Genomic DNA, 21963 nt, shown 5'->3' with positions numbered 1-21963 from the left:
CCGAGAGGGCCCCGAAGACGGGTATCCGGAGTGACGATCCGGCGCCGCACGGCGGAGAGGATGGACACGTCCCCGAGCAACGCCGACGAGGAGCCCCACGTGACCACCACACCCATCGCTCACCGCGCCACTTCCGTGGCCGCCCGCGCCACGGACCTGTCCAAGGTGTACGGCCAGGGCGAGACCCAGGTGGTCGCGCTCGACAACGTCAGCGTCGACTTCCGCCAGGCCGAGTTCACCGCGATCATGGGCCCGTCCGGCTCCGGCAAGTCGACCCTGATGCACTGCGTCGCGGGCCTGGACACCTTCAGCTCCGGCTCGGTGCGCATCGGCGAGACCGAGCTCGGCACGCTCAAGGACAAGCAGCTCACGCAGCTGCGGCGGGACAAGATCGGTTTCATCTTCCAGGCGTTCAACCTGCTCCCCACGCTCACGGCGATGGAGAACATCACGCTCCCGATGGACATCGCGGGCCGCAAGCCCGACAAGGAGTGGGTGCAGCGGGTCATCGACATGATCGGCCTGCGGGACCGGCTCGGCCACCGGCCCACCCAGCTCTCCGGCGGACAGCAGCAGCGTGTCGCCGTGGCCCGTGCGCTCGCCTCCCGGCCGGAGATCATCTTCGGTGACGAGCCGACCGGGAACCTGGACTCCCGTTCCGGCGCCGAGGTCCTCGGCTTCCTGCGGAACTCGGTGCGCGAACTCGGCCAGACCGTCGTCATGGTGACCCACGACCCGGTGGCCGCCTCCTACGCGGACCGGGTGATCTTCCTCGCGGACGGACGGATCGTCGACGAGATGCCGGACCCGACCGCCGACGGCGTCCTCGACCGGATGAAGGCCTTCGACGCCAAGGGCCGCACGAGCTGACGCCCGGGGCCCCTGCCCCCGGATCCCGCCGGGCCCGCCGGCCCCGGTCCGGACGGCAGGCCCCCGCGGCACCGTCCCCCTCCACCCAAGGCCCCGCGGCCCGGCCGCCGGCCCTGTCCGGCATGCGCCGGCACCACCTCCAGGACTCACCATGTTCCGTACCGCCCTGCGCAATGTGCTCGCGCACAAGGCCAGGCTGCTGATGACCGTGCTCGCCGTGATGCTCGGCGTCGCCTTCGTCTCCGGCACCCTGGTCTTCACCGACACCCTCGGCAACGCCTACCGCAACCAGTCAGCGAAGAGCTACGACGACGTCGCGGTCGCGGTCAGCACCTACGCCGACCCCGACGACAGCAAGAAGGACGACGGCATCAGCGACCGGACGCTGGAGGGCATCCGCGCCCTCGACGGCGTCGCCGGAGCCACCGGACGGGTCTCCGGCTTCGCCGGGGTCGCCGACAAGGACGGCAAGCTGATCGGCAACGGCTGGTCCAACACCGGCGGCAACTACGCCCCCGGCAAGGACGGCAAGGACCCGGCCTACGACTTCACCGAGGGCGCGGGACCGGCGTCGGCCGACACCGTCGCCCTGGACGAGGACTCCGCCGAGAAGGGCGGCTACCAGGTCGGCGACACCGTCCGGGTGGCCACCAACGGCCCCGTGAAGGAGTTCACCCTCGCCGGGGTGTTCACCACCGAGGACGGCGCGGTCAACGCGGGCGGCAGCCTGGTCCTGTTCCCGACCGAGGTCGCGCAGCAGCTCTACCTCCGGCCCGGCTTCTACCAGGACGTGACCGTCGCCGCGGCCGCCGGGGCATCCGACAGCGAGATCCTCGCCGCCGTCGAACCGCTGCTCCCGAAGGACGCCGAGGCCCAGACCGGCAGCGAACTCGCCGACGAGCAGGCCGAGTCGATCGAGAGCGGGCTGAGCAACCTCAACACCATGCTGCTCGCCTTCGCGGCCATCGCCCTGTTCGTGGGCGTCTTCCTGATCGCCAACACCTTCACCATGCTGGTCGCCCAGCGCACCAGGGAACTGGCGCTGATGCGTGCCGTGGGCGCCTCCCGCCGCCAGGTGAAGCGCTCGGTCATCCTGGAGGCCGCGCTGGTCGGCGTCATCGCCTCGGTGGTCGGCTTCGCGCTGGGCGTCGGCCTCGCGACCGGACTGCGGTCCGCGATGGGCGCGTTCGGCGCCAAGGTGCCGGCCGGTCCGCTGATCGTCTCCCCGACGGCGGTGGGCGCGGCGCTCGCCGTGGGCGTCCTGATCACCATGCTGGCCGCCTGGCTGCCCGCCCGCCGGGCCGCGAAGATCGCGCCGGTGGCGGCGATGAGCAGCGTCCACGCGGTGGCCTCCACCAAGTCGCTGGTCCTGCGCAACAGCATCGGCGGCGTCATCACCCTGCTCGGCGCGGCCGGCATCAGCGGCGGTGCGGCCACCGGCGGCAGCGACGGCCGGATGCTCATCGGCGCCGGCGCCTTCTTCGCCCTGATCGGCGTCATCATCCTGATCCCGCTGCTGTCGCGGCCGGTGATCGCGCTCTTCCGTCCGCTGCTCCAGGGCGTGTTCGGCGTCGCCGGCAAGCTCGCCGGACAGAACGCGGTCCGCAACCCGCGCCGCACCGGCGCCACCGCCTCCGCGCTGGCGATCGGCCTGACCCTGGTCACCGGCCTCTCGGTGCTGGGCGTCACCCTCGGCCAGGCCATCGACAAGATGACCACCGACAACATCCGCGCCGACTACATGATCTCGATGGCCTCCGGCGGGGCGCTCGACGCCTCGGCGCTGGAGGCGATCGAGAAGGCGAAGGGCGTCGCCGCGGTCTCGCCGCAGCAGGCGACCTCGCTGGAGATCGGCGACACCTGGCACTCGGCGTCGGCCGTGACCCCGGGCGACGTGGAGAAGGTCTTCGACCTGAAGACGGTCTCCGGCTCGCTGGCCAGCCTCGGCCGGGGCAGCATCGCCGTCGCCGAGGACACCGCGAAGTCCAACGGCTACAAGGTGGGCGACACCCTCAAGGCCAACGTCGGCAGCGAGGACGAGCCGCACGCCGAGGAGCTCACCGTCGGCGCCGTCTACCGCGGCAACGAGTTCCTCTCCCCGGTGCTGGTGCCGACCTCGCTGGTGGCCCCGTACGAGACCAAGCCGTACATCCCCGAGATCTGGGTCGCCATGGACGGCGGCGCGAGCGACGCCAACGAGCAGGCGCTGGTGGACGCGCTGGGCGACAACCCGGCGATCAGCGTCATGGACCAGCAGGACATCCGCAACCTCTTCGGCGGCTTCATCAACACCGCGCTGAACATCATGTACGGGCTGCTGGCGATGGCCCTGCTGATCGCGGTCCTCGGCGTCGTCAACACCCTGGCCATGTCGGTGTTCGAACGCCAGCAGGAGATCGGCATGCTGCGCGCCATCGGCCTCGACCGCCGGCGGGTGAAGCGGATGATCCGGCTGGAGGCCGTGGTCATCTCCCTCTTCGGCGCGGTGATCGGCATCGGCCTGGGCACCTTCCTCGGCTGGGCGATCGGCGAGACCATCCGCGGCGAGATCCCCGGCTACGCGCTGGTGCTGCCGTGGGACCGGATCGGGATCTTCCTGCTGCTGGCCGGCGTGGTCGGTGTGCTCGCCGCCATGTGGCCCGCGCGGAGCGCCGCGCGGCTGAACATGCTGACGGCCATCAAGACCGAGTAGCCGCCCCGAGGGCGGACGGACAGGGGTGTGCCCCCGGCTCCGGCCGGGGGCACACCCCTGTCGTGCCTCCGCGCTACCTCCAGTCGCGGGTCCGCGCCCGCATCCCGGAGGCCCCCGAGGCGGCGGTGCGGACGGCGAGGATCTGGTTGACCCCGATGTGGTTGCGCTCGAAGGCGACGGCCGACGCCGCCATGTAGAGCCGCCACACCCGCGCCCGGCCGGGCGAGACCAGCCGCACGGCACCGGGCCAGGCGGCCTCCAGGTTGCCCACCCAGGCGCGCAGGGTGCGCGCGTAGTGCTCGCGGATCGCCTCCACGTCCCGGACCTCGAAGCCGGCGTCCTCCAGCGCGGCGACCGTGCGGCCGAGCGGCGAGAGCTCCCCGTCGGGGAAGACGTAGCGGTCGATGAACGCGTCCAGCTCGTACGCCGATTCGTCCGGCTCGGGACGGCGGGCGATCTGGTGGTTGAGCAGCCGGCCGCCCGGCACCAGCAGCGACAGCAGCAGGTCCGCGTACTCGCGGTAGCGCACCTGGCCGACGTGCTCCGCCATGCCGATCGAGGAGATCGCGTCGTACGGGCCGTCGGACACGTCCCGGTAGTCCTGGACGCGGATCTCGACCCGGTCCGTCAGGCCCTCGTCGGCGACCCGCTTGCGGGCCCAGGCGGCCTGTTCGCGGGAGAGGGTGATCCCGGTGACCCGGGCGCCGTACTCGCGGGCCGCGTGCACGGCCATGGAGCCCCAGCCGCAGCCGACGTCCAGCAGCCGGTCGCCCTCCTTCAGGGCGAGCTTGCGGCACACCAGGTCGAGCTTGTCCCGCTGGGCGTCCTCCAGGGTGCCGCCGGCCTCGTCGAAGTAGGCGCACGAGTAGACCATGGACGGACCGAGCACCAGCCCGTAGAAGTCGTTGCCCACGTCGTAGTGGTGGCTGATGGCCCGTCTGTCGCGGCCCCTGGTGTGCCGGGAGCCGGGGCGGCGGCGCGACTCCTCGGCGGGCGGCGGGGGCGGCGGCAGCGGGCCGCCCAGCGAGAGCAGGCCCCGGGCCGCGGCCCGCAGGCGCGGGTCGCGCAGCGGGCGGAGCGGCGTGCCGGGGCCGGCCGGGCCGCGTTCCCACAGGATGCCGGCGAGGCGGTCGAGCGCCGTGTACAGGTCGCCGTCCACGTCGATCTCCCCGGCGACCCAGGCCCGGGCGAGGCCCAGCTCGCCGGGCCGCCACAGCAGCCTGCGCAGCGCCCGCCGGTGGCGCACGACGAGGACGGGACCGCCCGGCGGCCCGGACTCGCTGCCGTCCCAGGCCCGGATCCGGACCGGGAACGGGGACCCCAGCAGCTCCCCGGCAAGAGTGGTCAGCCGCAGCGCGGCATCGGCCATGGCACACACCTCCGTGACGGTGGTTCCCACGAAACGCTCTCTCGCGAAACGCGCACTACCGACAACAGGGTGACCACCCCGCGTGCTTCCCGTGCCACGTAATGTGCGGGCAAAGCCCCCGCGGCCTCCCACGGAGCCGGGCGCGGGTGCCCGGGCACGCCGAAGGGCCGCCCGCACCACGGATGGCGGGCGGCCCTTCGGCGTGCGGTGTCCTAGGACGCCTTGGCCTTCTCGGCCTCCGGCTTCACCGCCGCGGCCGGCGGCGGGGTCGGCTTGGCGGCCTCGTAGAACTCCTCGCGCGGCGTCTCCATCGCACCGAGGGAGACGACCTCGCGCTTGAGGAACATCGCCAGCGTCCAGTCCGCGAAGACACGGATCTTGCGGTTCCAGGTCGGCATGGCCATGCCGTGGTACGCGCGGTGCATGTACCAGGCGAGACGGCCCTTGAGCTTGATCTTCATCTTGCCGACGACGATCATCGCGACGCCCTTGTGCAGGCCGAGACCGGCGACCGCGCCCTTGTTGGCGTGCTCGTAGGTCTTCTGCGGGAAGCCGCGCATCCCGGAGATCACGTTGTCGCCGAGGACCTTCGACTGACGCAGCGCGTGCTGGGCGTTCGGCGGGCACCAGGCGTTCTCGACACCGGCCTTGCGCAGGGCCATGTCCGGCACCTGGGCGTTGTCGCCGGCGGCCCAGATGTAGTCCGTGCCGTTGACCTGGAGCTTCTCGTTGCAGTCCACGTGGCCGCGGGGGCCGAGCGGGATGCCGTAGCGCGCCAGCGCCGGGTTCGGCTTCACACCGGCGGTCCACACGATGGTGTTGGAGTCGACCTCCAGGCCGTTCTTCAGCACCACGTGGCCGTCGACGCAGGAGTCCATGGAGGTGGAGAGGTAGACCTCGACCCCACGGCCCTCCAGGTGCTCCTTGCCGTACTTGCCGAGCTTCGGACCGACCTCGGGGAGGATCTTGTCGGCGGCGTCGACGAGGACGAAGCGCATGTCCTCGCGCTTGACGTTGGTGTAGTACTTGGCCGCGTCGCGGGCCAGGTCCTCCACCTCGCCGATGGTCTCGGCACCGGCGAAGCCGCCGCCCACGAAGACGAAGGTGAGCGCCTTGCGGCGGACTTCCTCGTCGGTCGTCGAGTCGGCCTTGTCGAGCTGCTCCAGCACGTGGTTGCGCAGCCCGATGGCCTCCTCGATGCCCTTCATGCCGATGCCCTGCTCGGCGAGGCCGGGGATCGGGAAGGTGCGGGAGATGGCGCCGAGCGCGATCACCAGGTAGTCGAAGGGCAGCTCGTACGCCTCGCCGACCAGCGGCGCGACGGTGGCGACCTTGCGGTCCTGGTCGATGGTCGTGACCCGGCCGGTGAGCACCTCAGCCTTGGGCAGCACGCGCCGCAGCGGGACGACGACATGCCGAGGCGAGATGCTGCCGGCGGCAGCTTCGGGGAGGAAGGGCTGGTACGTCATGTACGAGCGCGGGTCGACGACCGTGACGGTCGCTTCGCCGTAGCGCATCTTCTTCAGGATGCGACGTGCCGCGTACAGGCCTACGTACCCACCGCCTACAACGAGGATCCTGGGACGCTCCGTGGTGCTCATGCCATCGAGTATCCACCCCACCCCGAGGGGGTGCTCGTGAGCCCCTTCACAAGGTTGTGGGCCACCTCTGCTACACTCCGCCGCCCACGTGACCCAGGTCATGACCCACCCCGGGAACCCCGAGGTGGGGGAGGACGTTGTTCACCCCTCGTGAGCTGGCCCGCAAGCCTCCGCGAAGGGCCCGCCGCGGGCCCTTCGCCCACTCGGCCGATGCCCCCACGAGCACCTGCGGTCCCTGTTCCGAAGCCCAACGGGGGCGGAGGGAGGGGGTTTCGGGGGTGCTAGGGGGTCATGGGGACCGAAATCCTTGTGAAGAAGTTCACGAACTTTCCCTCGGGGCGGGGGCTCGCGGGGGCGCTTGCGGGCCTTTTCAGCCCGTCCGGCACTTGTGTGCCCCGTGCCGGGCGCGGGCTCTTCCGGCCCGTCCGGCGCGTGGGTGCCCCGTGCCGGGAGCGGGCTCTTCCGGCCCGTCCGGCGCGTGGGTGCCCCGTGCCAGGAGCGGGCTCTTCCAGCCCGTCCGGCGCGTGGGTGCCCCGTGCCAGGAGCGGGCTCTTCCGGCCCGTCCGGCGCGTGGGTGCCCCGTGCCGGGCGCGTGCCTTCCCAGCCCGTCCGGCGCTTGGGGCACGACTCCGAGCGCGTGCCTTCCAGCCCGTCCGGCGCTTGAGGACACCGCGCGCAGCGTGGTGCCGCGACCACCCGGCCGCACGTCGGAAACGCCCCGCGCCGGGAGCCGGCATCCCAGCCCGTCCGGCGCTTGAGGACACCGCGCGCAGCGTGGTGCGGCGACCACCCGGCCGCACGTCGGGAACGCGCGTTACCGGGCGCGGGCCCGGTGGTCGCAGCACGGCCTGCGGCCGTGTCCTCAAACGCCGGACGGGCTGGGATGCCCGGCCCCGGGGCCACGCGCCGTCCGGGCTGCCTCCAGCCCCGCCGGCGCTTGAGGCGCGGGGCGCGGGGCAGAGCCCCGCCGGACCCGGTCGCGCGCACGGGGGCGGTGCGGCCCGGTGGGCACGGCACCACGCTGCGCGCGGTGTCCTCAAACGCCGGACGGGCTGGGTTGCCCGGCCCATCGGCGGCCCGGAGGGCTGGGGTGCCCCGGCCCGGGAACGCACCCGGGCCGAAGGCCCGGAAGGTCAGTCCACCAGGCCCAGTTGCGCCGCGCGCACCCCCGCCGCGAAGCGGCTGTCCGCGCCGAGGCGGGCGACGAGGGTGGCGAGGAGGCGGCGGAGGGTGCGCTCCGAGCAGCCGAGGCGCCGCGCGATCGCCTCGTCCTTGGCGCCCGCCGCGAGCAGCGCCAGCACCTCCCGCTCCCGCGGCGACCACTCCTCGGAGGCCGCGCCGTCCTCGTAGGGGCGGGCGGTGCTCCAGTGGTGGTCGAAGACGCGGGCGAAGCAGTCCGCGAGCCGGGCGCTGTGCAGGATCACGTCCTCCGCCCGCTCCCCGCGCAGCGGCGCGGGCCCGAGGGCCATCACGGTCACCGCGCGGTCGACGACGTTCAGGTGGAGCGGCACGGTCGTGGCGACGCGTATCTGCGCGCCGTGGTCGAGCAGCGCCGCCAGGTAGCGGGCCGCGCCCGTGCTCCGGGCGGCGCGCGCGGAGACCAGCAGCAGCATGGCGACGCCCCGCTCCAGCGACCGCAGATCGTCCGCGAGGCCCGCCTCCAGCACCTCGGGGGCGGGGAACGTCGCCCGCATGGCGAGGAGTTCGTCGCGGCACAGCGCGTCCAGGTCCTCCATCCGCTGCCGCAGCCGGACCCGGTCGTCGTAGAACTCGGCCTCCAGCGTCTCGCGCCCGGTGCGGCGCAGGTCGGGCAGCAGGCGCAGGACGTCGTCGAAGGCGTCGAACCCCTGGTGGAGGGCGTCGAGCCGGCGGCGCTGCTCGTCGACCAGTTCGTGCAGGGCGCGCTCGGGCGTCGCGACACGGCGCCCGTCACCGGCGGCGAGCCGGTGCGCGACGAGCCAGGCCCGCACCTCCTCGGGCACGCCCCCGAGCGCGTCGTGGGGGCCGGGGTCGTGGGGGTCGCTGTCCGGCATGGGGCGACCCTAGGGCGGCGCGGGGCGCCTTGGCCATGGCCGGAACACGCCCCGGGGGCGGCGGACGGCCCGAGGGGGGCGGATGACCGCAATCGGTCACGCCTGATTCGGCCGTGGTCAACCTCCCGTCACCCCCAGTATGTTTTCGCCGCGCACCGCGACTTCCACCGCGCCGGCGGACGGCGACCCCGTCCCCCCGGCCGGTGAGCGGTGCGCACCGGACGCCCCCGTCACGAGGGACGGGAGGGCACCGGGCGGCCTCGTCCCCGCCCGCACGTGCCCGGCGCACCCCCCGCACAGCGTGCTGTCCCACCTTCCGCGTCACGCCCCGCCCACACCGCCGGCCGGCCACCCACCGCCCGGCGGGGCGGACCGTGCGCTCCCCCACCCGCCGGCCCCGGCACCCCGCGGCCGGCCCCACGAAAGGTGTCAGCTTCCCCATGCGCAGAACCCACATCGGCGCCCTCGCCGTCGCCCTGCCCCTGGCCCTGGCCCTGACCCCCGCGGTCGCCGCCGCCGAGTCCCCCGCCCCGCTCGTCGGTGTCGCCCAGGCCCCCGCCGCGCAGGAGATCGCGGGCCGCTACATCGTCACCCTCAAGGCGGACGCCGACCCGGCGGGCCTGCTCAAGGCCCGTTCGCTGAAGGCCCGTCACGTGTACGAGGACGTCATCAACGGCTTCGCCGCCGATCTGACGCCCGCTCAGCTCACCAGGCTGCGCGGCGACGCGCGGGTGGCCTCCATCGAGGAGGACCAGCGGATCGTCTCCACCGCCACGCAGTACAACGCCCCCTGGGGCCTGGACCGCATAGACCAGCGCAGCGGGCGGGACGGTTCGTACACCTACACCCGCAACGGCTCCGGGGTGACCGCCTACATCATCGACACCGGCATCGACACCGCGCACGCGGACTTCGGCGGCCGGGCGCGGAACGTGTTCGACGCCTTCGGCGGCAACGGCGCGGACTGCAACGGGCACGGCACCCATGTCGCGGGGACCGTCGGCGGGACCACCTACGGCGTGGCCAAGGGCGTGCAGCTCCGCGGCGTGCGGGTGCTGGACTGCCAGGGCTCCGGTTCCTACTCCGGCATCATCGCGGGCTTCGACTGGGTGCGGCAGAACGCGGTGAAGCCCGCGGTCGCCAACGCCTCGCTCGGCGGCGGCTACTCCTCGGCGATGAACAACGCCGCCACCGCGCTGGCCAACTCCGGTGTGCACCTGGCCGTGGCCGCGGGCAACGACAACCAGCCCGCCTGCAACTACTCGCCGGCCAGCGCGGCGGGAACCATCACGGCCGCCGCGTCGGACTCCTCGGACCGCAAGGCGAGCTTCAGCAACTACGGCGGCTGCGCCGACATCTACGCGCCCGGCGTGAGCATCACCTCGGCCCGCGCGGGCGGCGGCTCCACCTCGATGAGCGGCACCTCGATGGCGTCGCCGCACGTCTCCGGGGTGGCCGCGCTCTACAAGGCGACGTACGGCGACGCGTCCAGCGCCACCGTCAACACCTGGCTGATCAACAACGCGACCGCCAACGTGATCGGCGGCAACGTGAGCGGGACGCCGAACCGCCTGCTGTTCAAGTCCACCCTCTGATCATGTCGTCCGTGATCACGCAGTCCACCGTGTGATCCGGCACAGAGGAGGCCCTGCGGGGCTGCCGGAGAAGCCCGGCCGGTTCAGGGGGCCGGCCGGGCGCCCGGCGTTCCGGGCGCCCCCGTGCGCCCGGCGGTTCGGCGCGCATCCGTTCGCGGCTGGTGACAGGCTGAAAGGGCGGATGTGTGCAGGAACCAGGAGAAAGCGACAGAGAGATGATCACCACGGACTTCGTGCCCGGTCAGCCCTGCTGGATCGACCTGGGCGCCCCCGACGTCGACGCGGCGGCCCGCTTCTACGGCGGAGTGTTCGGCTGGCAGGCCCAGTCGATGGGCGACGGCGGCGGCGACTACCAGATGTTCCAGCTCGACGGGAAGACGGTGGCCGCGGTCGGGAAGCTGACCGAACAGGGCGCGCGCTCCGCCTGGATGGTCTACTACGACACCCGTGACATCGAGGCCACCGTCAAGGCCGTCGAGGAGGCGGGCGGCACCGTGCGGATGCCGCCGTCCGAGGTGTCCGAGGAGGGCAGGTTCGCCCAGCTCACCGACCCGCAGGGCGCGCAGTTCGCGGTCTGGCAGGCGGGCGCCTATCCCGGCATCGGGGCCACCGACGGCCCGGGCAGCCTGGGCTGGGTCGAGCTGATGACGACCGACTCGGCCGCCGCGCAGCGCTTCTACGGCAGTGTCTTCGGCTGGACCGGCCAGGACACCGAACTCCCCGGGGGCGGCGGCACGTACACGATGGTGACGCCCGCGGGGCAGCCGCCGGAGCGGATGTTCGGCGGTGTGATGGCCATGCCGGAGATGTTCGCGTCGGGCGAGGTGAAGCCCTACTGGCACCCCGTCTTCGGCACCTCCGACTGCGACGCCACGGTCGCCCGGGTGCGCGAGGGCGGCGGCGGGGTGTCCATGGGCCCGGAGGACGCGGAGGGCGTCGGCCGGCTGGCGGTCTGCACCGACCCGGCCGGGGCGGAGTTCGTCGTGCTGACCCCCGCCCCGCCGGCTCCGGGCGCGCCGGGCGCCTGACGCGGTCGTCCCGCTCGCGCGGTGGGGCTCAGCACGCGGTGGGGCTCAGAACCAGCCCTCGGCGGCCTTGTAGGCGATGCCGTCCAGGATGTCGTGCTCGCTGACGACGACCTCGCGGGCGCCGGTCCGCCGCATGATCGTGAGCAGGACGAGCGCCCCGGCCTGGATGACGTCCACCCGGCCGGGGTGCATCACGCCGATCGCCGCGCGCTCGTCGTGGGTCGAACCCAGCAGCATCGTGGTGATCTCCTCGACCTGCTCGTAGGAGACCACCGCGTGGTGGATGCGCTCCGAGTCGTAGGCGTCGAGGCCGAGCGCGATCCCGGCGACGGTGGTGACGGAGCCCGCCAGGCCGACGAGGGTGCCCGCGTCGCCGATCGGGACGGTCTCGGCCGCCAGGTCGAGCGCCGCCTCGATGTCGGCGCCGATGGCGGCGATCTGCGCGGGCGTGGCGGGGCTGTCGGGCGCGTGGCGCTCGGTGAGCCGCACACAGCCGATGTCGACGGAGCGGGCGGCCCGCGCGTGCTCGTCGCCGACGACGAACTCGGTCGAGCCGCCGCCGATGTCGACGACCAGGTACGGGGTGGCCAGGTCGGAGCGGCCCGCGAGCGAGCGGGTGGCGCCGGTGAAGGAGAACTCGGCCTCCTGGTCTCCGGTGATGACCTCCGGCTCCACGCCGAGGATGCCGAGGACCCCGCTCACGAACGCGTCGCGGTTCTCCGCGTCGCGGGAGGCGGAGGTTGCCACGAAGCGCACCGTCTCGGCGCCCAGCTCCTTGATCACCCGCGCGTAGTCGCGGCAGGCGGCGAAGGTGCGCTCCAGCGCCTCGGGGGCGAGGCGGCCGGTGCGGTCGACGCCCTGGCCGAGCCGGACGATGGTCATCCGGCGGTCGAGGTCGGTGAGGCTCCCGGTCCGGGGGTCCACGTCGGCGACGAGCAGGCGGATGGAGTTGGTGCCGCAGTCGATGGCGGCGACACGGGTCACTCGGACTCCTCCCCGGTGGCGCAGCCGGTCACGCAGGGGCCCTTGCGCCACCACTCGGGCAGCATCGAGATCGCCTCGTCGCCCAGCGGATTCACCCCGGGGCCGGCGGCGAGGGAGTGGCCGACGAGCACATGGAGGCACTTGACCCGGTCCGGCATGCCGCCGGCGCTGGGGAAGCCCTGGAGCACCTCGACGGCGTCGCGGCGGGCGATGTAGTCCTCGTGGGCGGCCCGGTAGGCGGCGGCCAGCTCGGGGTCGGTGGCGAGCCGGCCCTGCATCTCCTTCATGACGCCGTTGGCCTCCAGGGTGCCGATCGCGGACGCGGCACGCGGGCAGGTCAGGTAGTACAGCGTCGGGAAGGGCGTCCCGTCCGGCAGGCGGGGGGCGGTCTCGACGACGTCCGGCCGGCCGCAGGGGCAGCGGTGCGCGATGGCGCGCAGTCCGCGCGGCGGCCGGCCGAGCTGCTGCTCGAACGCGGCGATGTCCGCGTCGGTCGGCTCGGTGTGCTCGGTGGTGGGAGGAGGGGTTTCCATGCCTGCCTTGATGCTGTGTTCGCTGTCGGGATGCTGTGCCCGCCGTCGGACGGCGGTGGCGCGGGCGCGGCCCGTGCCGTGGTGCTACTCGCGGTCGGCCTCGTCGACGCCGTTCCACACGTTCGAGTACCAGGGCCGGTCGGCGGCGCCGTCGTCCGCGCGCCGCTCCTCGGCCGCCTCCGGGTCGATCACCGTGTAGGAGGTCTCGCCGGGGAAGACGTAGTGCAGGTGCTCGCGGGCGAGCCGCCGGACGTACATGTCGTCCTGGAGGCGGGCCTTCTCGTCCCGGAGGCGCTCGACCTCGTCACGGGCCTCCTCCATGAGGCGTTCCTGCTCGGCGATCTCCGCGCGCTGGGAGACGTACTGCCGTATCGGGTAGGCGAGCGCCACGACCAGCGAGCAGACGACCAGCGCGAGGAAGGCGGCCCGGCCGGTGAGCCGGGAGCGGCGTGCCTGGCGGCGGTTCTGGGACCGGTAGACGCGGGCCGCGGTCTGCTCGCCGAGCAGCCGGATCCTGGTCGCGGTGGAGAACCGGTCCTGGTCCCCCGGCGGCCTGCGGGCCATGGTCTCGCCTCCCCGTTACGCGCGTACGTCCCCGGACACGGTACGGGACCGCGGCCGGGGACGTACGGAGGCGGGGGCGTCGGCCCTCGCCGGGGCGCTCGGCTCCGGGGGCTCGGCCCCCGGAACGCTTGTGCCTAGTCCGCGAAGCGGAACCGCGGGAAGGCGGAGCGGCCCGCGTACACCGCGGCGTCGTCGAGGATCTCCTCGATGCGCAGGAGCTGGTTGTACTTGGCGACGCGCTCGGAGCGGGCCGGGGCGCCGGTCTTGATCTGGCCGCAGTTGGTGGCGACGGCCAGGTCGGCGATGGTGACGTCCTCGGTCTCGCCGGAGCGGTGGGACATCATGCACTTGAAGCCGTTGCGCTGGGCGAGCTCGACGGCGTCCAGGGTCTCGGTCAGCGAGCCGATCTGGTTGACCTTGACGAGCAGGGCGTTGGCGGCGCCGTCCTCGATGCCGCGGGCCAGGCGCTCCGGGTTGGTGACGAAGAGGTCGTCGCCGACGATCTGCACCTTGGTGCCGAGCTTGTCGGTGAGGACCTTCCAGCCGGCCCAGTCGTCCTCGAACAGCGGGTCCTCGATGGAGACCAGCGGGTAGGAGGCGACGAGCTCCTCGTAGTACTCGGTCATCTCGGCGGCCGAGCGGGACTTGCCCTCGAACTCGTAGACGCCGTCCTTGTAGAACTCGGACGCGGCCACGTCGAGCGCCAGGGCGATGTCCTTGCCCGGGGCGTAGCCGGCCTCCTTGATGGCCTCGAGGATGAGGTCGAGGGCGGCGCGGTTGGAGTCGAGGTTCGGCGCGAAGCCGCCCTCGTCGCCGAGGCCGGTGGACAGGCCCTTGGTCTTCAGCACCTTCTTGAGGGTGTGGTAGACCTCGGTGCCCCAGCGCAGGGCCTCGGAGAAGGACTCGGCGCCGATGGGCGCGATCATGAACTCCTGGATGTCCACGTTGGAGTCGGCGTGCGAGCCGCCGTTCAGGATGTTCATCATCGGAACGGGCAGCAGGTGCGCGTTCGGGCCGCCCAGGTAGCGGAAGAGCGGGAGGTCGGACGCCTCGGAGGCGGCGTGCGCGACGGCGAGGGAGACGCCGAGGATGGCGTTGGCGCCGAGCGAGGACTTGTCCGGGGTGGCGTCCAGGTCGAACATCGCCTGGTCGATCAGCCGCTGCTCGGTGGCGTCGTAGCCGACGAGCTCCGGGCCGATCTGCTCGATGACGGCGAGGACGGCCTTCTCGACGCCCTTGCCCTGGTAGCGGTTCTGGTCACCGTCGCGGAGCTCGAGGGCCTCGAACGCACCGGTGGAGGCGCCGGACGGAACGGCAGCACGACCCGTGCTGCCGTCGTCGAGGCCAACCTCGACCTCGACCGTGGGGTTGCCTCGGGAGTCGAGGATTTCCCGGGCTACGACGACGTCGATGGACGGCACGAGCATCTCCTTCTGGGATGTGACGCGAGAAAAGTGCAGAGGTCTGCTTGGCCTTGCGACAAGAGCCTAACCGGCGCGGCGGCGTACGCCGGGCCGATGCCCGCCCCCTGGGACGAAAAAGGGCATCAAGACCCTCGCGGACGGACAAACCCTCTGCTTCTACCCGGCGGTAACCGGGGTGGACCCCGACGGGACCGGGGGCGGTGCGGGTGGGGACGGCGCGGTGCGGGTGCGTTTTGGGGTGCGGGTGGGGACGGGGGCGCCGGCGGACCGGGGCGCCCGGCGGGGCGGGGGGGGGGGCGCCCGGGGCGGCCGGGCGGGAAGGGGCCGCACACGGGCCCGGCCCGGCGCCTTCGGGGGAAGGGGGCGCCGGGCCGGGAGCGGTGGGGGGAGGGAGCGGGTCAGCGCAGGTGGAGCTGCTGGCCCGGGTGGATCACGTCGGCGTCCTCGACGACGTCCTTGTTGAGCTCGAACAGCTTCTTCCAGCCGCCCTCGACCTTCTCGGCCGTGGCGATCGAGCTGAGGGTGTCGCCGGCCACGACCTTGTACTCGCCGTCGCCCTTCTTGAAGCTCTTGGCCTCGGCGGCCTTCTTCGGCGCGGGGGCCTCGGCGCGCTCGGAGCGGGTGGTCGGGGCCTCGGCGCGCTTCTCGGCGGGCTTCTCGGCGGGCTGCTCGGCGGCGCCGCCGTCGTAGGAGGCGCTGGACAGGCCGACGCCGCAGCTCGGCCAGGCACCCTTGCCCTGGCCGGCGAGGACCTTCTCGGCGACGGCTATCTGCTGGGCCTTGCTGGCCTGGTCGGCGGTGGACGCGTAGGCGGTGCCGCCGTAGGCCGCCCAGGTGGAGGCGGAGAACTGCAGGCCGCCGTAGTAGCCGTTGCCCGTGTTGATGGACCAGTCGCCGCCGGACTCGCACTGGGCGACCTTGTCCCACTCGGAGGCGGTCGCGGCCGAGGCGGAGCCGGCACCCAGCAGCGGGGCGGCGATGACGGCGCCGGTGACGCCGGCGAACGCGGCGACGCGGGCGAACTTCGACGGGCGGCGGTGCTTGGCGATGCCGGAACGCAGCATGAAGTACTCCTCACCGACGCCTGCGAGGTGAGCTGTCGGGTTCGGGCCGGAAAGTTGCCCGGCCGCGCGTCCTTGCGCGCGGCTCCACCCCTAGCCGTCACCGGCGTCCTCGTCGGACGGCCGGGCCGGCACCTACCTGGGTCCCCCGCTCCTGCCTTCGGCGCTTTTCGAGCGTCGACTGTTCCCCCCGACCGACGGCAGGATTCGGCGTTTCGGTCAGCGGTGCCCGCGGTGGCGAGCGATTCGACCGTAAACACACCGCTCCCCGATGTTCAAAGACGAACATCGGGGAGAATTCGGACGAACCGCCGTCGATGTCAGGGGTGTTTCCGCAGGTCGTGGCCGAGATGACCGAAATCGGCCGCCGAAAAGGGCGAGTTGCGGCAAAGAGACCCTTGTCTCACTCGCACAGAACGGACATTTACCAGCGAACCAACCCGCCGGACGACTCCGTGAACTACTCCTGCTCCAGGCCGAGATCGAGGCTCTGACCGGGCAGGATGAGGTCGGGGTCGTCGCCCACGGTGGCCTCGTTGGCCTGGTAGAGCGCGGTCCAGCCGCCGGGGACCTCGCGCTCGTCGGCGATCGCCCAGAGACTGTCGCCGGCCTGCACCGTGTACGCCCCGGCCGGAGCGGAGTCGGTCACACCGTTGCGTGCAGATCCGTCACCCCGTGAGGCATGACGGGCGTTTTCGCGCTCCTTGTCCGCATTGCCCTCATTGCTTCCACTGGCCCCATCGGTCTGGCCCTCCGCCCCGGCGTCCTCGCGGGCGGGCTCGCCGCGGTGCTTGCCCGTGGCGCCGTCGGCTGGCGCGGGCGCCTCCTCGGTGGCGTCCGCGTCCTCGGACGCCTCCTTCTCGCCGGCCTCGGGGGTGGCGGCGGGGCCGGTGGCCCCGGGGCTCGGCGTCGCGCTCTTCTCCGGCTTCTTGCCGAACCCGGACTCGCGCTCGGGGGCCACCTCGCGCTTGGTGGTGTCCCGCGCGCCCTCGCTCGCGCCGGCTTCCGGCGTCAGCAGGTCCCCGGGCAGACCGCCCGGGTCGACGCCGCTGTCGGAGCCGTCGTCCACCAGACCGGCCACGATCGAGCACGCCTGCCACGCCTCGGGCCCCTGGGCGTCGAGCACCTTCTCCGCGACGGCGATCTGCTGCGAGCGGCTGGCGAGGTCCGCGCTCGGCGCGTACGCGGTGCCGCCGAAGCTCTCCCACGACTCCTGCGAGAGCTGGAGGCCGCCGTAGAAGCCGTTGCCCGTGTCGATGGACCAGTTGCCGCCGGACTCGCACTCGGCGACCCGGTCCCAGGTGGAGGCGTCGGCCGCGGACGCGGAGCCCGCCCCGAGCAGCGGGATGGCGATGGCCGATCCGGTCACCCCCGCCGCGACGACGATGGCCGGTGCCTGACGGGGGCGGCGGTGACGTCCGTTCCCGGAGCGCATGCGGTTGCCTTTCGCGTGACTGCTGAGGCCCGTGTGACCGGATGAGGTCCTCGGGTGGGGGTGAACGTAGCCGCATTCGAACGCAAGTCACAAGTCGATGCAGCGCAGATCACGTGAAAGTCACATTTCTGATGCTCCGTCAGTTGCCGGCGGGGGTGAACTCGACGGGCAGAGCACGCAATCCACGCATGATGAGCCCGCCCCGCCAGCGCAGATCGTCCGGATCCACCGCAAGCCGCAGATCCGGCGCACGCCTCAGCAGGGTGGCGAGCGCCGTCTGCCCCTCCAGCCGGGCGAGCGGCGCGCCGAGGCAGTAGTGGATGCCGTGCCCGTATCCCAGGTGCTGGTTGTCGGCCCGGGACAGGTCGAGGGTGTCCGGCTCGGCGAACCGCGCCGGGTCCCGGTCCGCCGCTGCGAGGACCACCAGCACCGGGTCCCCGGCGGCGATCGGCTGCCCCCCGACGGTGAGCGGCTCGGTGGCGAACCGCCACGTGGCCAGCTCCACCGGCCCGTCGTAGCGCAGGAGTTCCTCCACCCCGGTCTCCAGCAGGGCGCTCTCGCCGGCCGCCAGCGAGGCCTGGAGCCGTTCGCGCTGAACGGGGTGGCGCAGCAGCGCGTACACACCGTTGCCGATGAGGTTCACCGTGGTCTCGAAACCCGCGAAGAGGAGGATGAAGGCCATCGCGGCGGCCTCGTTCTCGGTCAGGTGCTCGCCGTGGTCCGACGCCCTGATGAGACCGGAGATCAGGTCGTCGCCCGGCTGCTCGCGCTTGCGGTGGATCAGCTCGGCGAGATAGCCGCGCATCTTCTTCACCGAGCGGGCCACCCCGCCGCGCGGTCCTCCGCCGTGCCGGATCATCATGCCCGCCCAGTCGCGGAAGTCGTCCTGGTCCTCGGGCGGGACGCCGAGCAGGTCGCAGATGGCGTAGATGGGGAGCGGGAAGGCGAACTCGTGGATGAGGTCCGCGCTCCCCTTCGCCGCGAAGCCGTCGATCAGCCGGTCCGTGAGCTCCTGCACCCGCGGCGCGAACTCGGCCACCCGGCGCGGGGTGAACGCCTTCGACACCAGCCGCCGCAGCCGGGTGTGGTCCGGCGGGTCGATGTTCAGCAGATGGGTCATCAGCTCGGCCTTGCGCTCCCCGGGGATGCCGGTCCTGCCCCGGGCGTGCGCGGGCTCGTCGTGGTGCGCGGGGTTCTTGGAGAGCCGCTGGTCGGCGAGGGCCTGCCGGGCGTCCGCGTACCGGGTGACCAGCCAGGCGTCCACCCCGGAGGGCAGCGTGGTGCGGTGCACGGGCGCGTGCTCCCGCAGCCAGGCGTAGGCCGGGTAGGGGTCGGTGGCGAACTCCCAGGTGAAGAGTTCGGGGGCGGCGGTGTGCGGGTCTTCCGGGGCGTTCACCCCCCGACGGTATCCGGACCGCCGCGGCCCTACGCCCCGGTGTCCGGCCCGCCCGCTCCCTACACCCCGGTGTCCGGACCGCCGCGGCCCTACGCCCCGGTGTCCGGCCCGCCGAGGCCCTCCGCCGCGCGGACGGCGTCCCGGTAGGTGCGGGCGGCCGCGCGCAGGGCGGCCTCCGGGTCGGTACCGGCCGCCTCCGCGCGCACGGCGAGGGCCAGGAGCTCGTAGCCGACGCCCTCGCCGGACGGGGCGGTCACGTCCAGCCCCGCCGTGCGGACCCGGGAGGCGAGCTTGGCCGCGAGGGCCAGGCCGGGCTGGCCGAGCGGCACCCCGTCGGTGACCGACTCCCGCTGCTTCTCGATCGCCTTGGTGCGCAGCCAGTGGGCCTTGACCTCCTCGGGGGTCTCGGCCTTCTCGTCCCCGAAGACGTGCGGGTGCCGGTGGATCAGCTTCTCGACGATCGTGGCGGCCACGTCGTCCACCGAGAACGGCTCCCCGGCGTCCTCCTCGGCGATGCGGGCGTGGAAGACGACCTGGAGCAGGACGTCCCCCAGTTCCTCGCGCAGCTCGGTGCGGTCGCCGTCCTCGATCGCCTCGACGAGTTCGTACGCCTCCTCGATGCCGTACTTGGCGAGCCCCTGGTGGGTCTGCCGGGAGGACCAGGGGCACTCGCGGCGGATCCGGTCCATGACCTCGACCAGGTCGAGCAGGCGTGCGCCCGGCAGGTCGTACGAGCCGGGCAGCAGCTCCAGGTCCGGCATGGCGACCCGGCCCGAGCCGCCGAGGCGGGCCAAGCCGTCGGTCAGCGCGGACTCGCCGGCGCCGGAGGTGACGACGACGGCCGTCCGCCCGCCCGCGCAGGCGGCGACCAGGTCCTCGGCGCCGGGCACCCGGAGCTCCACCGTGACGCCCGCCTCGCGCAGGTACGGAAGCTGCGGATGCGCGTCGTCGGCGCAGAGCACCAGGTCGGCGGCGCGCAGCACCTGCCAGGCGGGCCACGACAGCAGGCCGGGGGCGACCCGGTGGCTGGCGGTGAGCAGGACGATTCGGCCGGTGTCGACGGATGCTTCTTCGGTCACCCGTCGAACCTACCGCGCCGCCCCGGGGGCCGTGCCGACGGCCGCTCAGGCACCCTCGGGGGCGGCTTCCTCGTCCTTGGTGACCTGGGTGATCCAGGGCGCCTTGTAGGCGCCGAGCTCCAGCTTGGCGTCGTCCCAGGCGCCGTAGCGCGGGTTGACGTCGATGTCGAGGGCCTTCGCCGCCGCGGTGAAGGCCTCGTTCATCTTCTGCTGGCCCTCGGGGGTGTTGGTGGCGCCGATGGCCTCGGCGATCTTGCCGACCATGACGTCGCGGCGGACCACGTCGTCGAGCTGGTCGGGGGCGACGCCGCGCTGCTGGAGGTACATGGCGGCCATCTGCTCGTCGCCGCCCGACTGCTGGGCGAGCGCGGCCCTGGCCGCCTGGATCTCCTTGCGGCTGACGCTCACGCCCGCGTCCTCGGCCGCCTTGGTCACCACCCGGTCGACGATCAGGTCGTAGAGCTTGGCGCGGCCGAGCTGGCCGGTGCCCTTGATGAGCTCCGCGGCCTGCTCCGACGACTGCTGCGCGTCGCGCACGTCCCTGACCTGGGCCTGCACGGTGGAGACCTCGATGCGCTGCCCGCCGACCACGGCGGCGGCCCCGGGGTGGGCCTCGCTGCCGCAGGCGGCGAGCAGCGGCACGGCGGCGACGAGTGCGGCGGAGAGGGTGAGCGCGGTGCGACGACGGCGGTGCAAAGGAGCCTCCCGGGGCGAGATTGTGCATCGGTGCACAAGGCCTTGCGGTGATCGATGGTAGGCAGTCGGAGTGGCGTGGGCCACTGATTCGCCAAACGATTCGCCAGGCGGTCGGATGCGGGCGCGGCCGGCGGGGGGCGGTGAGGCGTGGTGCCCGTGCCCCGGGAGGGGCCGGAGGCCCTACGCCACCGGCTCGCGCGTGAGCTCCGGCGGGCGGCGGTCGGGGCCGAGCATGATCGTGCGGGAGACCACGAAGGTGACCGGGATCGCCGCCGCGGCGGCGATCAGCGGCGCGTACGTGCGGTTCTGCCCGAGCACGTCCACCAGCAGCCACACCCCGCCGGTGGTGACGGCGAAGTTGGCCGCGTTGGTCAGCGGGAACAGCAGGAACTTTCGCCAGGTGGGACGCGTCCGGTAGGTGAAGTACGAGGTCAGGAAGAACGAGCCGACCATGCTCACCAGGAAGGCGACCACATGCGCCGCCACGTACGGCAGCCACCGCAGCAGCACCAGGTAGAGGCCGTAGTACGTACCGGTGTTCACCACCCCGACCGACGCGAATCTGACGATCTGGCCCCGTAGGGTCATCGGCCTACCAGTTCCCCCGCACGCCTGTTGCGGTCGTCGTCCCGCCGGGGAAGGCCGGCGTTGGTCGCCTTCACCAGGAAGTGCGGTCTGCGCTTCACCTCGTAGTAGATGCGCCCGACGTACTCGCCGACCACCCCCAGCATCAGCATCTGCACACCGGCGAGCGCGATGACCGCCACCAGCAGGGTGACATACCCGGGGGTGTCCACGCCGTTCACCATGGCGACACCGACGATCCAGGACGCGTACACCATGGCCACGCCGAGCAGCAGCATTCCCAGATAGATCGCGGCGCGCAGCGGTTTGTCGTTGAACGACAGAAGGCCGTCCAGGCCGTAGTTGAGCAGTTTCCCGAAGCTCCATTTGGAGCGCCCCTGCTCACGCACCGCATTCTCGTACTCGAACGTCGTCGTACGGAATCCGACCCAGGCGAAAATGCCCTTCGAGAAGCGGTTGTACTCGGTCAGCTCCAGGATCGCGTCGACCGTCCGCCGCGACAGCAGCCGGAAATCGCCGACGCCGTCCACCAGCTCGACGTCGACCAGCCGGTTGATCAGCCAGTAGTAGGCGCGCGCGGTGACGGTGCGGGTGACCCGGTCGCCCTTGCGGGTGCGCTTGGCGATGACCTGGTCGAATCCGTCCTCGTGCAGCGCCAGCATCCGGCGGACCAGCTCCGGCGGGTGCTGGAGGTCGGCGTCCATGATGACCACCGCGTCGCCGTCGGCGTGCTGGAGGCCGGCGAGCATCGCCGCCTCCTTGCCGAAGTTGCGGCTGAAGGAGACGTATCGCGTACGGGAGTCGGCGCCGGCGATCTCCTGGAGGAGGTCGAGTGTCCGGTCCTGGCTTCCGTCGTCCACGTAGACCAGCTCGAATTCCTGCCCGAGCAGGTCGAGTTCGGCGGTCACATGGGCGTGGAAGCGGCCGATGATCTCCTCTTCGTTGAAACAGGGGACCACTATCGAGATCAGCACGGAAGAACAACAACCGGCCCGAATGTCGCTTCCCGGTGCTCCAC

The 21963-nt window shown here is 72.6% G+C and carries 18 protein-coding genes and 1 riboswitch; of the genes, 4 read left to right on the top strand and 14 right to left on the bottom strand.

Annotation, left to right across the window (positions count from 1 at the left end; genetic code table 11):
- Positions 1-99 precede the first annotated feature (99 nt).
- Both JE024_RS20960 and JE024_RS20955 read left to right on the top strand, forming a co-directional pair.
- Positions 100-870 (top strand): ABC transporter ATP-binding protein, encoded by a 771-nt coding sequence (locus tag JE024_RS20960; protein WP_205375063.1) that lies wholly within the window; start codon positions 100-102, stop codon positions 868-870.
- Between the two features lie 151 nt (positions 871-1021).
- The gene (locus tag JE024_RS20955; RefSeq protein ID WP_205375062.1) at positions 1022-3562 is read left to right on the top strand and encodes an ABC transporter permease; all 2541 of its coding nucleotides are present in this window, start codon (positions 1022-1024) and stop codon (positions 3560-3562) included.
- A gap of 73 nt (positions 3563-3635) precedes the next feature.
- Here JE024_RS20955 and JE024_RS20950 read toward each other — a convergent pair whose 3' ends face one another.
- The 3 genes from JE024_RS20950 to JE024_RS20940 form a co-directional block, all read right to left on the bottom strand.
- A complete protein-coding gene (locus JE024_RS20950; RefSeq protein ID WP_205375061.1) occupies positions 3636-4931 on the bottom strand; it encodes an SAM-dependent methyltransferase in 1296 nt (431 codons plus the stop codon).
- A 212-nt stretch (positions 4932-5143) separates the two neighbouring features.
- Positions 5144-6532, bottom strand: coding sequence for an NAD(P)/FAD-dependent oxidoreductase (locus tag JE024_RS20945; RefSeq protein ID WP_205375060.1), 1389 nt, complete (start codon positions 6530-6532; stop codon positions 5144-5146).
- A gap of 1133 nt (positions 6533-7665) precedes the next feature.
- Positions 7666-8565, bottom strand: a complete 900-nt coding sequence (locus JE024_RS20940; RefSeq protein ID WP_205375059.1) for a helix-turn-helix domain-containing protein — start codon at positions 8563-8565, stop codon at positions 7666-7668.
- A gap of 440 nt (positions 8566-9005) precedes the next feature.
- Here JE024_RS20940 and JE024_RS20935 point away from each other — a divergent pair, with 440 nt between their 5' ends.
- Positions 9006-10160, top strand: a complete 1155-nt coding sequence (locus JE024_RS20935; RefSeq protein ID WP_205375058.1) for a S8 family peptidase — start codon at positions 9006-9008, stop codon at positions 10158-10160.
- 215 nt (positions 10161-10375) lie between these two features.
- Complete coding sequence (locus JE024_RS20930) at positions 10376-11188, top strand: VOC family protein (protein WP_205375057.1); 813 nt, start codon at positions 10376-10378, stop codon at positions 11186-11188.
- A gap of 45 nt (positions 11189-11233) precedes the next feature.
- Here JE024_RS20930 and JE024_RS20925 read toward each other — a convergent pair whose 3' ends face one another.
- From JE024_RS20925 to JE024_RS20875, 11 genes are all read right to left on the bottom strand, one after another.
- Complete coding sequence (locus tag JE024_RS20925; protein WP_205375056.1) at positions 11234-12172, bottom strand: Ppx/GppA phosphatase family protein; 939 nt, start codon at positions 12170-12172, stop codon at positions 11234-11236.
- Positions 12169-12705: a DUF501 domain-containing protein gene (locus JE024_RS20920; RefSeq protein WP_205375055.1), complete on the bottom strand. Its 537-nt coding sequence runs from the start codon at positions 12703-12705 to the stop codon at positions 12169-12171. Before JE024_RS20920 ends, JE024_RS20925 begins: the two co-directional genes overlap by 4 nt.
- A gap of 84 nt (positions 12706-12789) precedes the next feature.
- Positions 12790-13269, bottom strand: a complete 480-nt coding sequence (locus JE024_RS20915) for an FtsB family cell division protein (protein WP_205375054.1) — start codon at positions 13267-13269, stop codon at positions 12790-12792.
- Positions 13270-13403: 134 nt separating this feature from the next.
- Positions 13404-14690, bottom strand: coding sequence for a phosphopyruvate hydratase (gene eno / locus JE024_RS20910; protein ID WP_205375053.1), 1287 nt, complete (start codon positions 14688-14690; stop codon positions 13404-13406).
- A gap of 401 nt (positions 14691-15091) precedes the next feature.
- A complete protein-coding gene (locus tag JE024_RS20905; RefSeq protein ID WP_205375052.1) occupies positions 15092-15757 on the bottom strand; it encodes a LysM peptidoglycan-binding domain-containing protein in 666 nt (221 codons plus the stop codon).
- A 2-nt stretch (positions 15758-15759) separates the two neighbouring features.
- Positions 15760-15930: riboswitch (cyclic di-AMP (ydaO/yuaA leader) on the bottom strand.
- 284 nt (positions 15931-16214) lie between these two features.
- Entirely contained in the window at positions 16215-17189 is a 975-nt protein-coding gene (locus JE024_RS20900) for a LysM peptidoglycan-binding domain-containing protein (protein ID WP_205375051.1), read from the bottom strand.
- 139 nt (positions 17190-17328) lie between these two features.
- Positions 17329-18585, bottom strand: a complete 1257-nt coding sequence (locus JE024_RS20895; RefSeq protein ID WP_205375050.1) for a cytochrome P450 family protein — start codon at positions 18583-18585, stop codon at positions 17329-17331.
- Positions 18586-18674: 89 nt separating this feature from the next.
- The gene (locus tag JE024_RS20890; RefSeq protein WP_205375049.1) at positions 18675-19664 is read right to left on the bottom strand and encodes a nucleoside triphosphate pyrophosphohydrolase; all 990 of its coding nucleotides are present in this window, start codon (positions 19662-19664) and stop codon (positions 18675-18677) included.
- Positions 19665-19709: 45 nt separating this feature from the next.
- Positions 19710-20360: a SurA N-terminal domain-containing protein gene (locus JE024_RS20885; RefSeq protein WP_205375048.1), complete on the bottom strand. Its 651-nt coding sequence runs from the start codon at positions 20358-20360 to the stop codon at positions 19710-19712.
- A gap of 180 nt (positions 20361-20540) precedes the next feature.
- The gene (locus JE024_RS20880) at positions 20541-20948 is read right to left on the bottom strand and encodes a GtrA family protein (RefSeq protein WP_205375047.1); all 408 of its coding nucleotides are present in this window, start codon (positions 20946-20948) and stop codon (positions 20541-20543) included.
- Positions 20945-21919 (bottom strand): glycosyltransferase family 2 protein, encoded by a 975-nt coding sequence (locus JE024_RS20875; RefSeq protein ID WP_205375046.1) that lies wholly within the window; start codon positions 21917-21919, stop codon positions 20945-20947. The genes JE024_RS20880 and JE024_RS20875 overlap by 4 nt, the downstream gene beginning before the upstream one ends.
- Positions 21920-21963: the final 44 nt, after the last annotated feature.

Origin of the sequence: Streptomyces zhihengii (genome assembly GCF_016919245.1) — a bacterium.
GTDB lineage: Bacteria > Actinomycetota > Actinomycetes > Streptomycetales > Streptomycetaceae > Streptomyces > Streptomyces zhihengii.
The sequence above is the reverse complement of the archived record's forward strand: the minus strand, read 5'-3'. Positions and strand labels throughout refer to the sequence as shown.

Excerpts from the sequence above, each read along its gene's own strand:
- JE024_RS20955 (WP_205375062.1), top strand. The coding sequence starts at position 1,022 with ATGTTCCGTACCGCCCTGCGCAATGTGCTCGCGCACAAGGCCAGGCTG.
- JE024_RS20950 (WP_205375061.1), bottom strand. The coding sequence starts at position 4,931 with ATGGCCGATGCCGCGCTGCGGCTGACCACTCTTGCCGGGGAGCTGCTG.
- JE024_RS20945 (WP_205375060.1), bottom strand. The coding sequence starts at position 6,532 with ATGAGCACCACGGAGCGTCCCAGGATCCTCGTTGTAGGCGGTGGGTAC.
- JE024_RS20940 (WP_205375059.1), bottom strand. The coding sequence starts at position 8,565 with ATGCCGGACAGCGACCCCCACGACCCCGGCCCCCACGACGCGCTCGGG.
- JE024_RS20935 (WP_205375058.1), top strand. The coding sequence starts at position 9,006 with ATGCGCAGAACCCACATCGGCGCCCTCGCCGTCGCCCTGCCCCTGGCC.
- JE024_RS20930 (WP_205375057.1), top strand. The coding sequence starts at position 10,376 with ATGATCACCACGGACTTCGTGCCCGGTCAGCCCTGCTGGATCGACCTG.
- JE024_RS20920 (WP_205375055.1), bottom strand. The coding sequence starts at position 12,705 with ATGGAAACCCCTCCTCCCACCACCGAGCACACCGAGCCGACCGACGCG.
- JE024_RS20915 (WP_205375054.1), bottom strand. The coding sequence starts at position 13,269 with ATGGCCCGCAGGCCGCCGGGGGACCAGGACCGGTTCTCCACCGCGACC.
- JE024_RS20905 (WP_205375052.1), bottom strand. The coding sequence starts at position 15,757 with ATGCTGCGTTCCGGCATCGCCAAGCACCGCCGCCCGTCGAAGTTCGCC.
- JE024_RS20900 (WP_205375051.1), bottom strand. The coding sequence starts at position 17,189 with ATGCGCTCCGGGAACGGACGTCACCGCCGCCCCCGTCAGGCACCGGCC.
- JE024_RS20880 (WP_205375047.1), bottom strand. The coding sequence starts at position 20,948 with ATGACCCTACGGGGCCAGATCGTCAGATTCGCGTCGGTCGGGGTGGTG.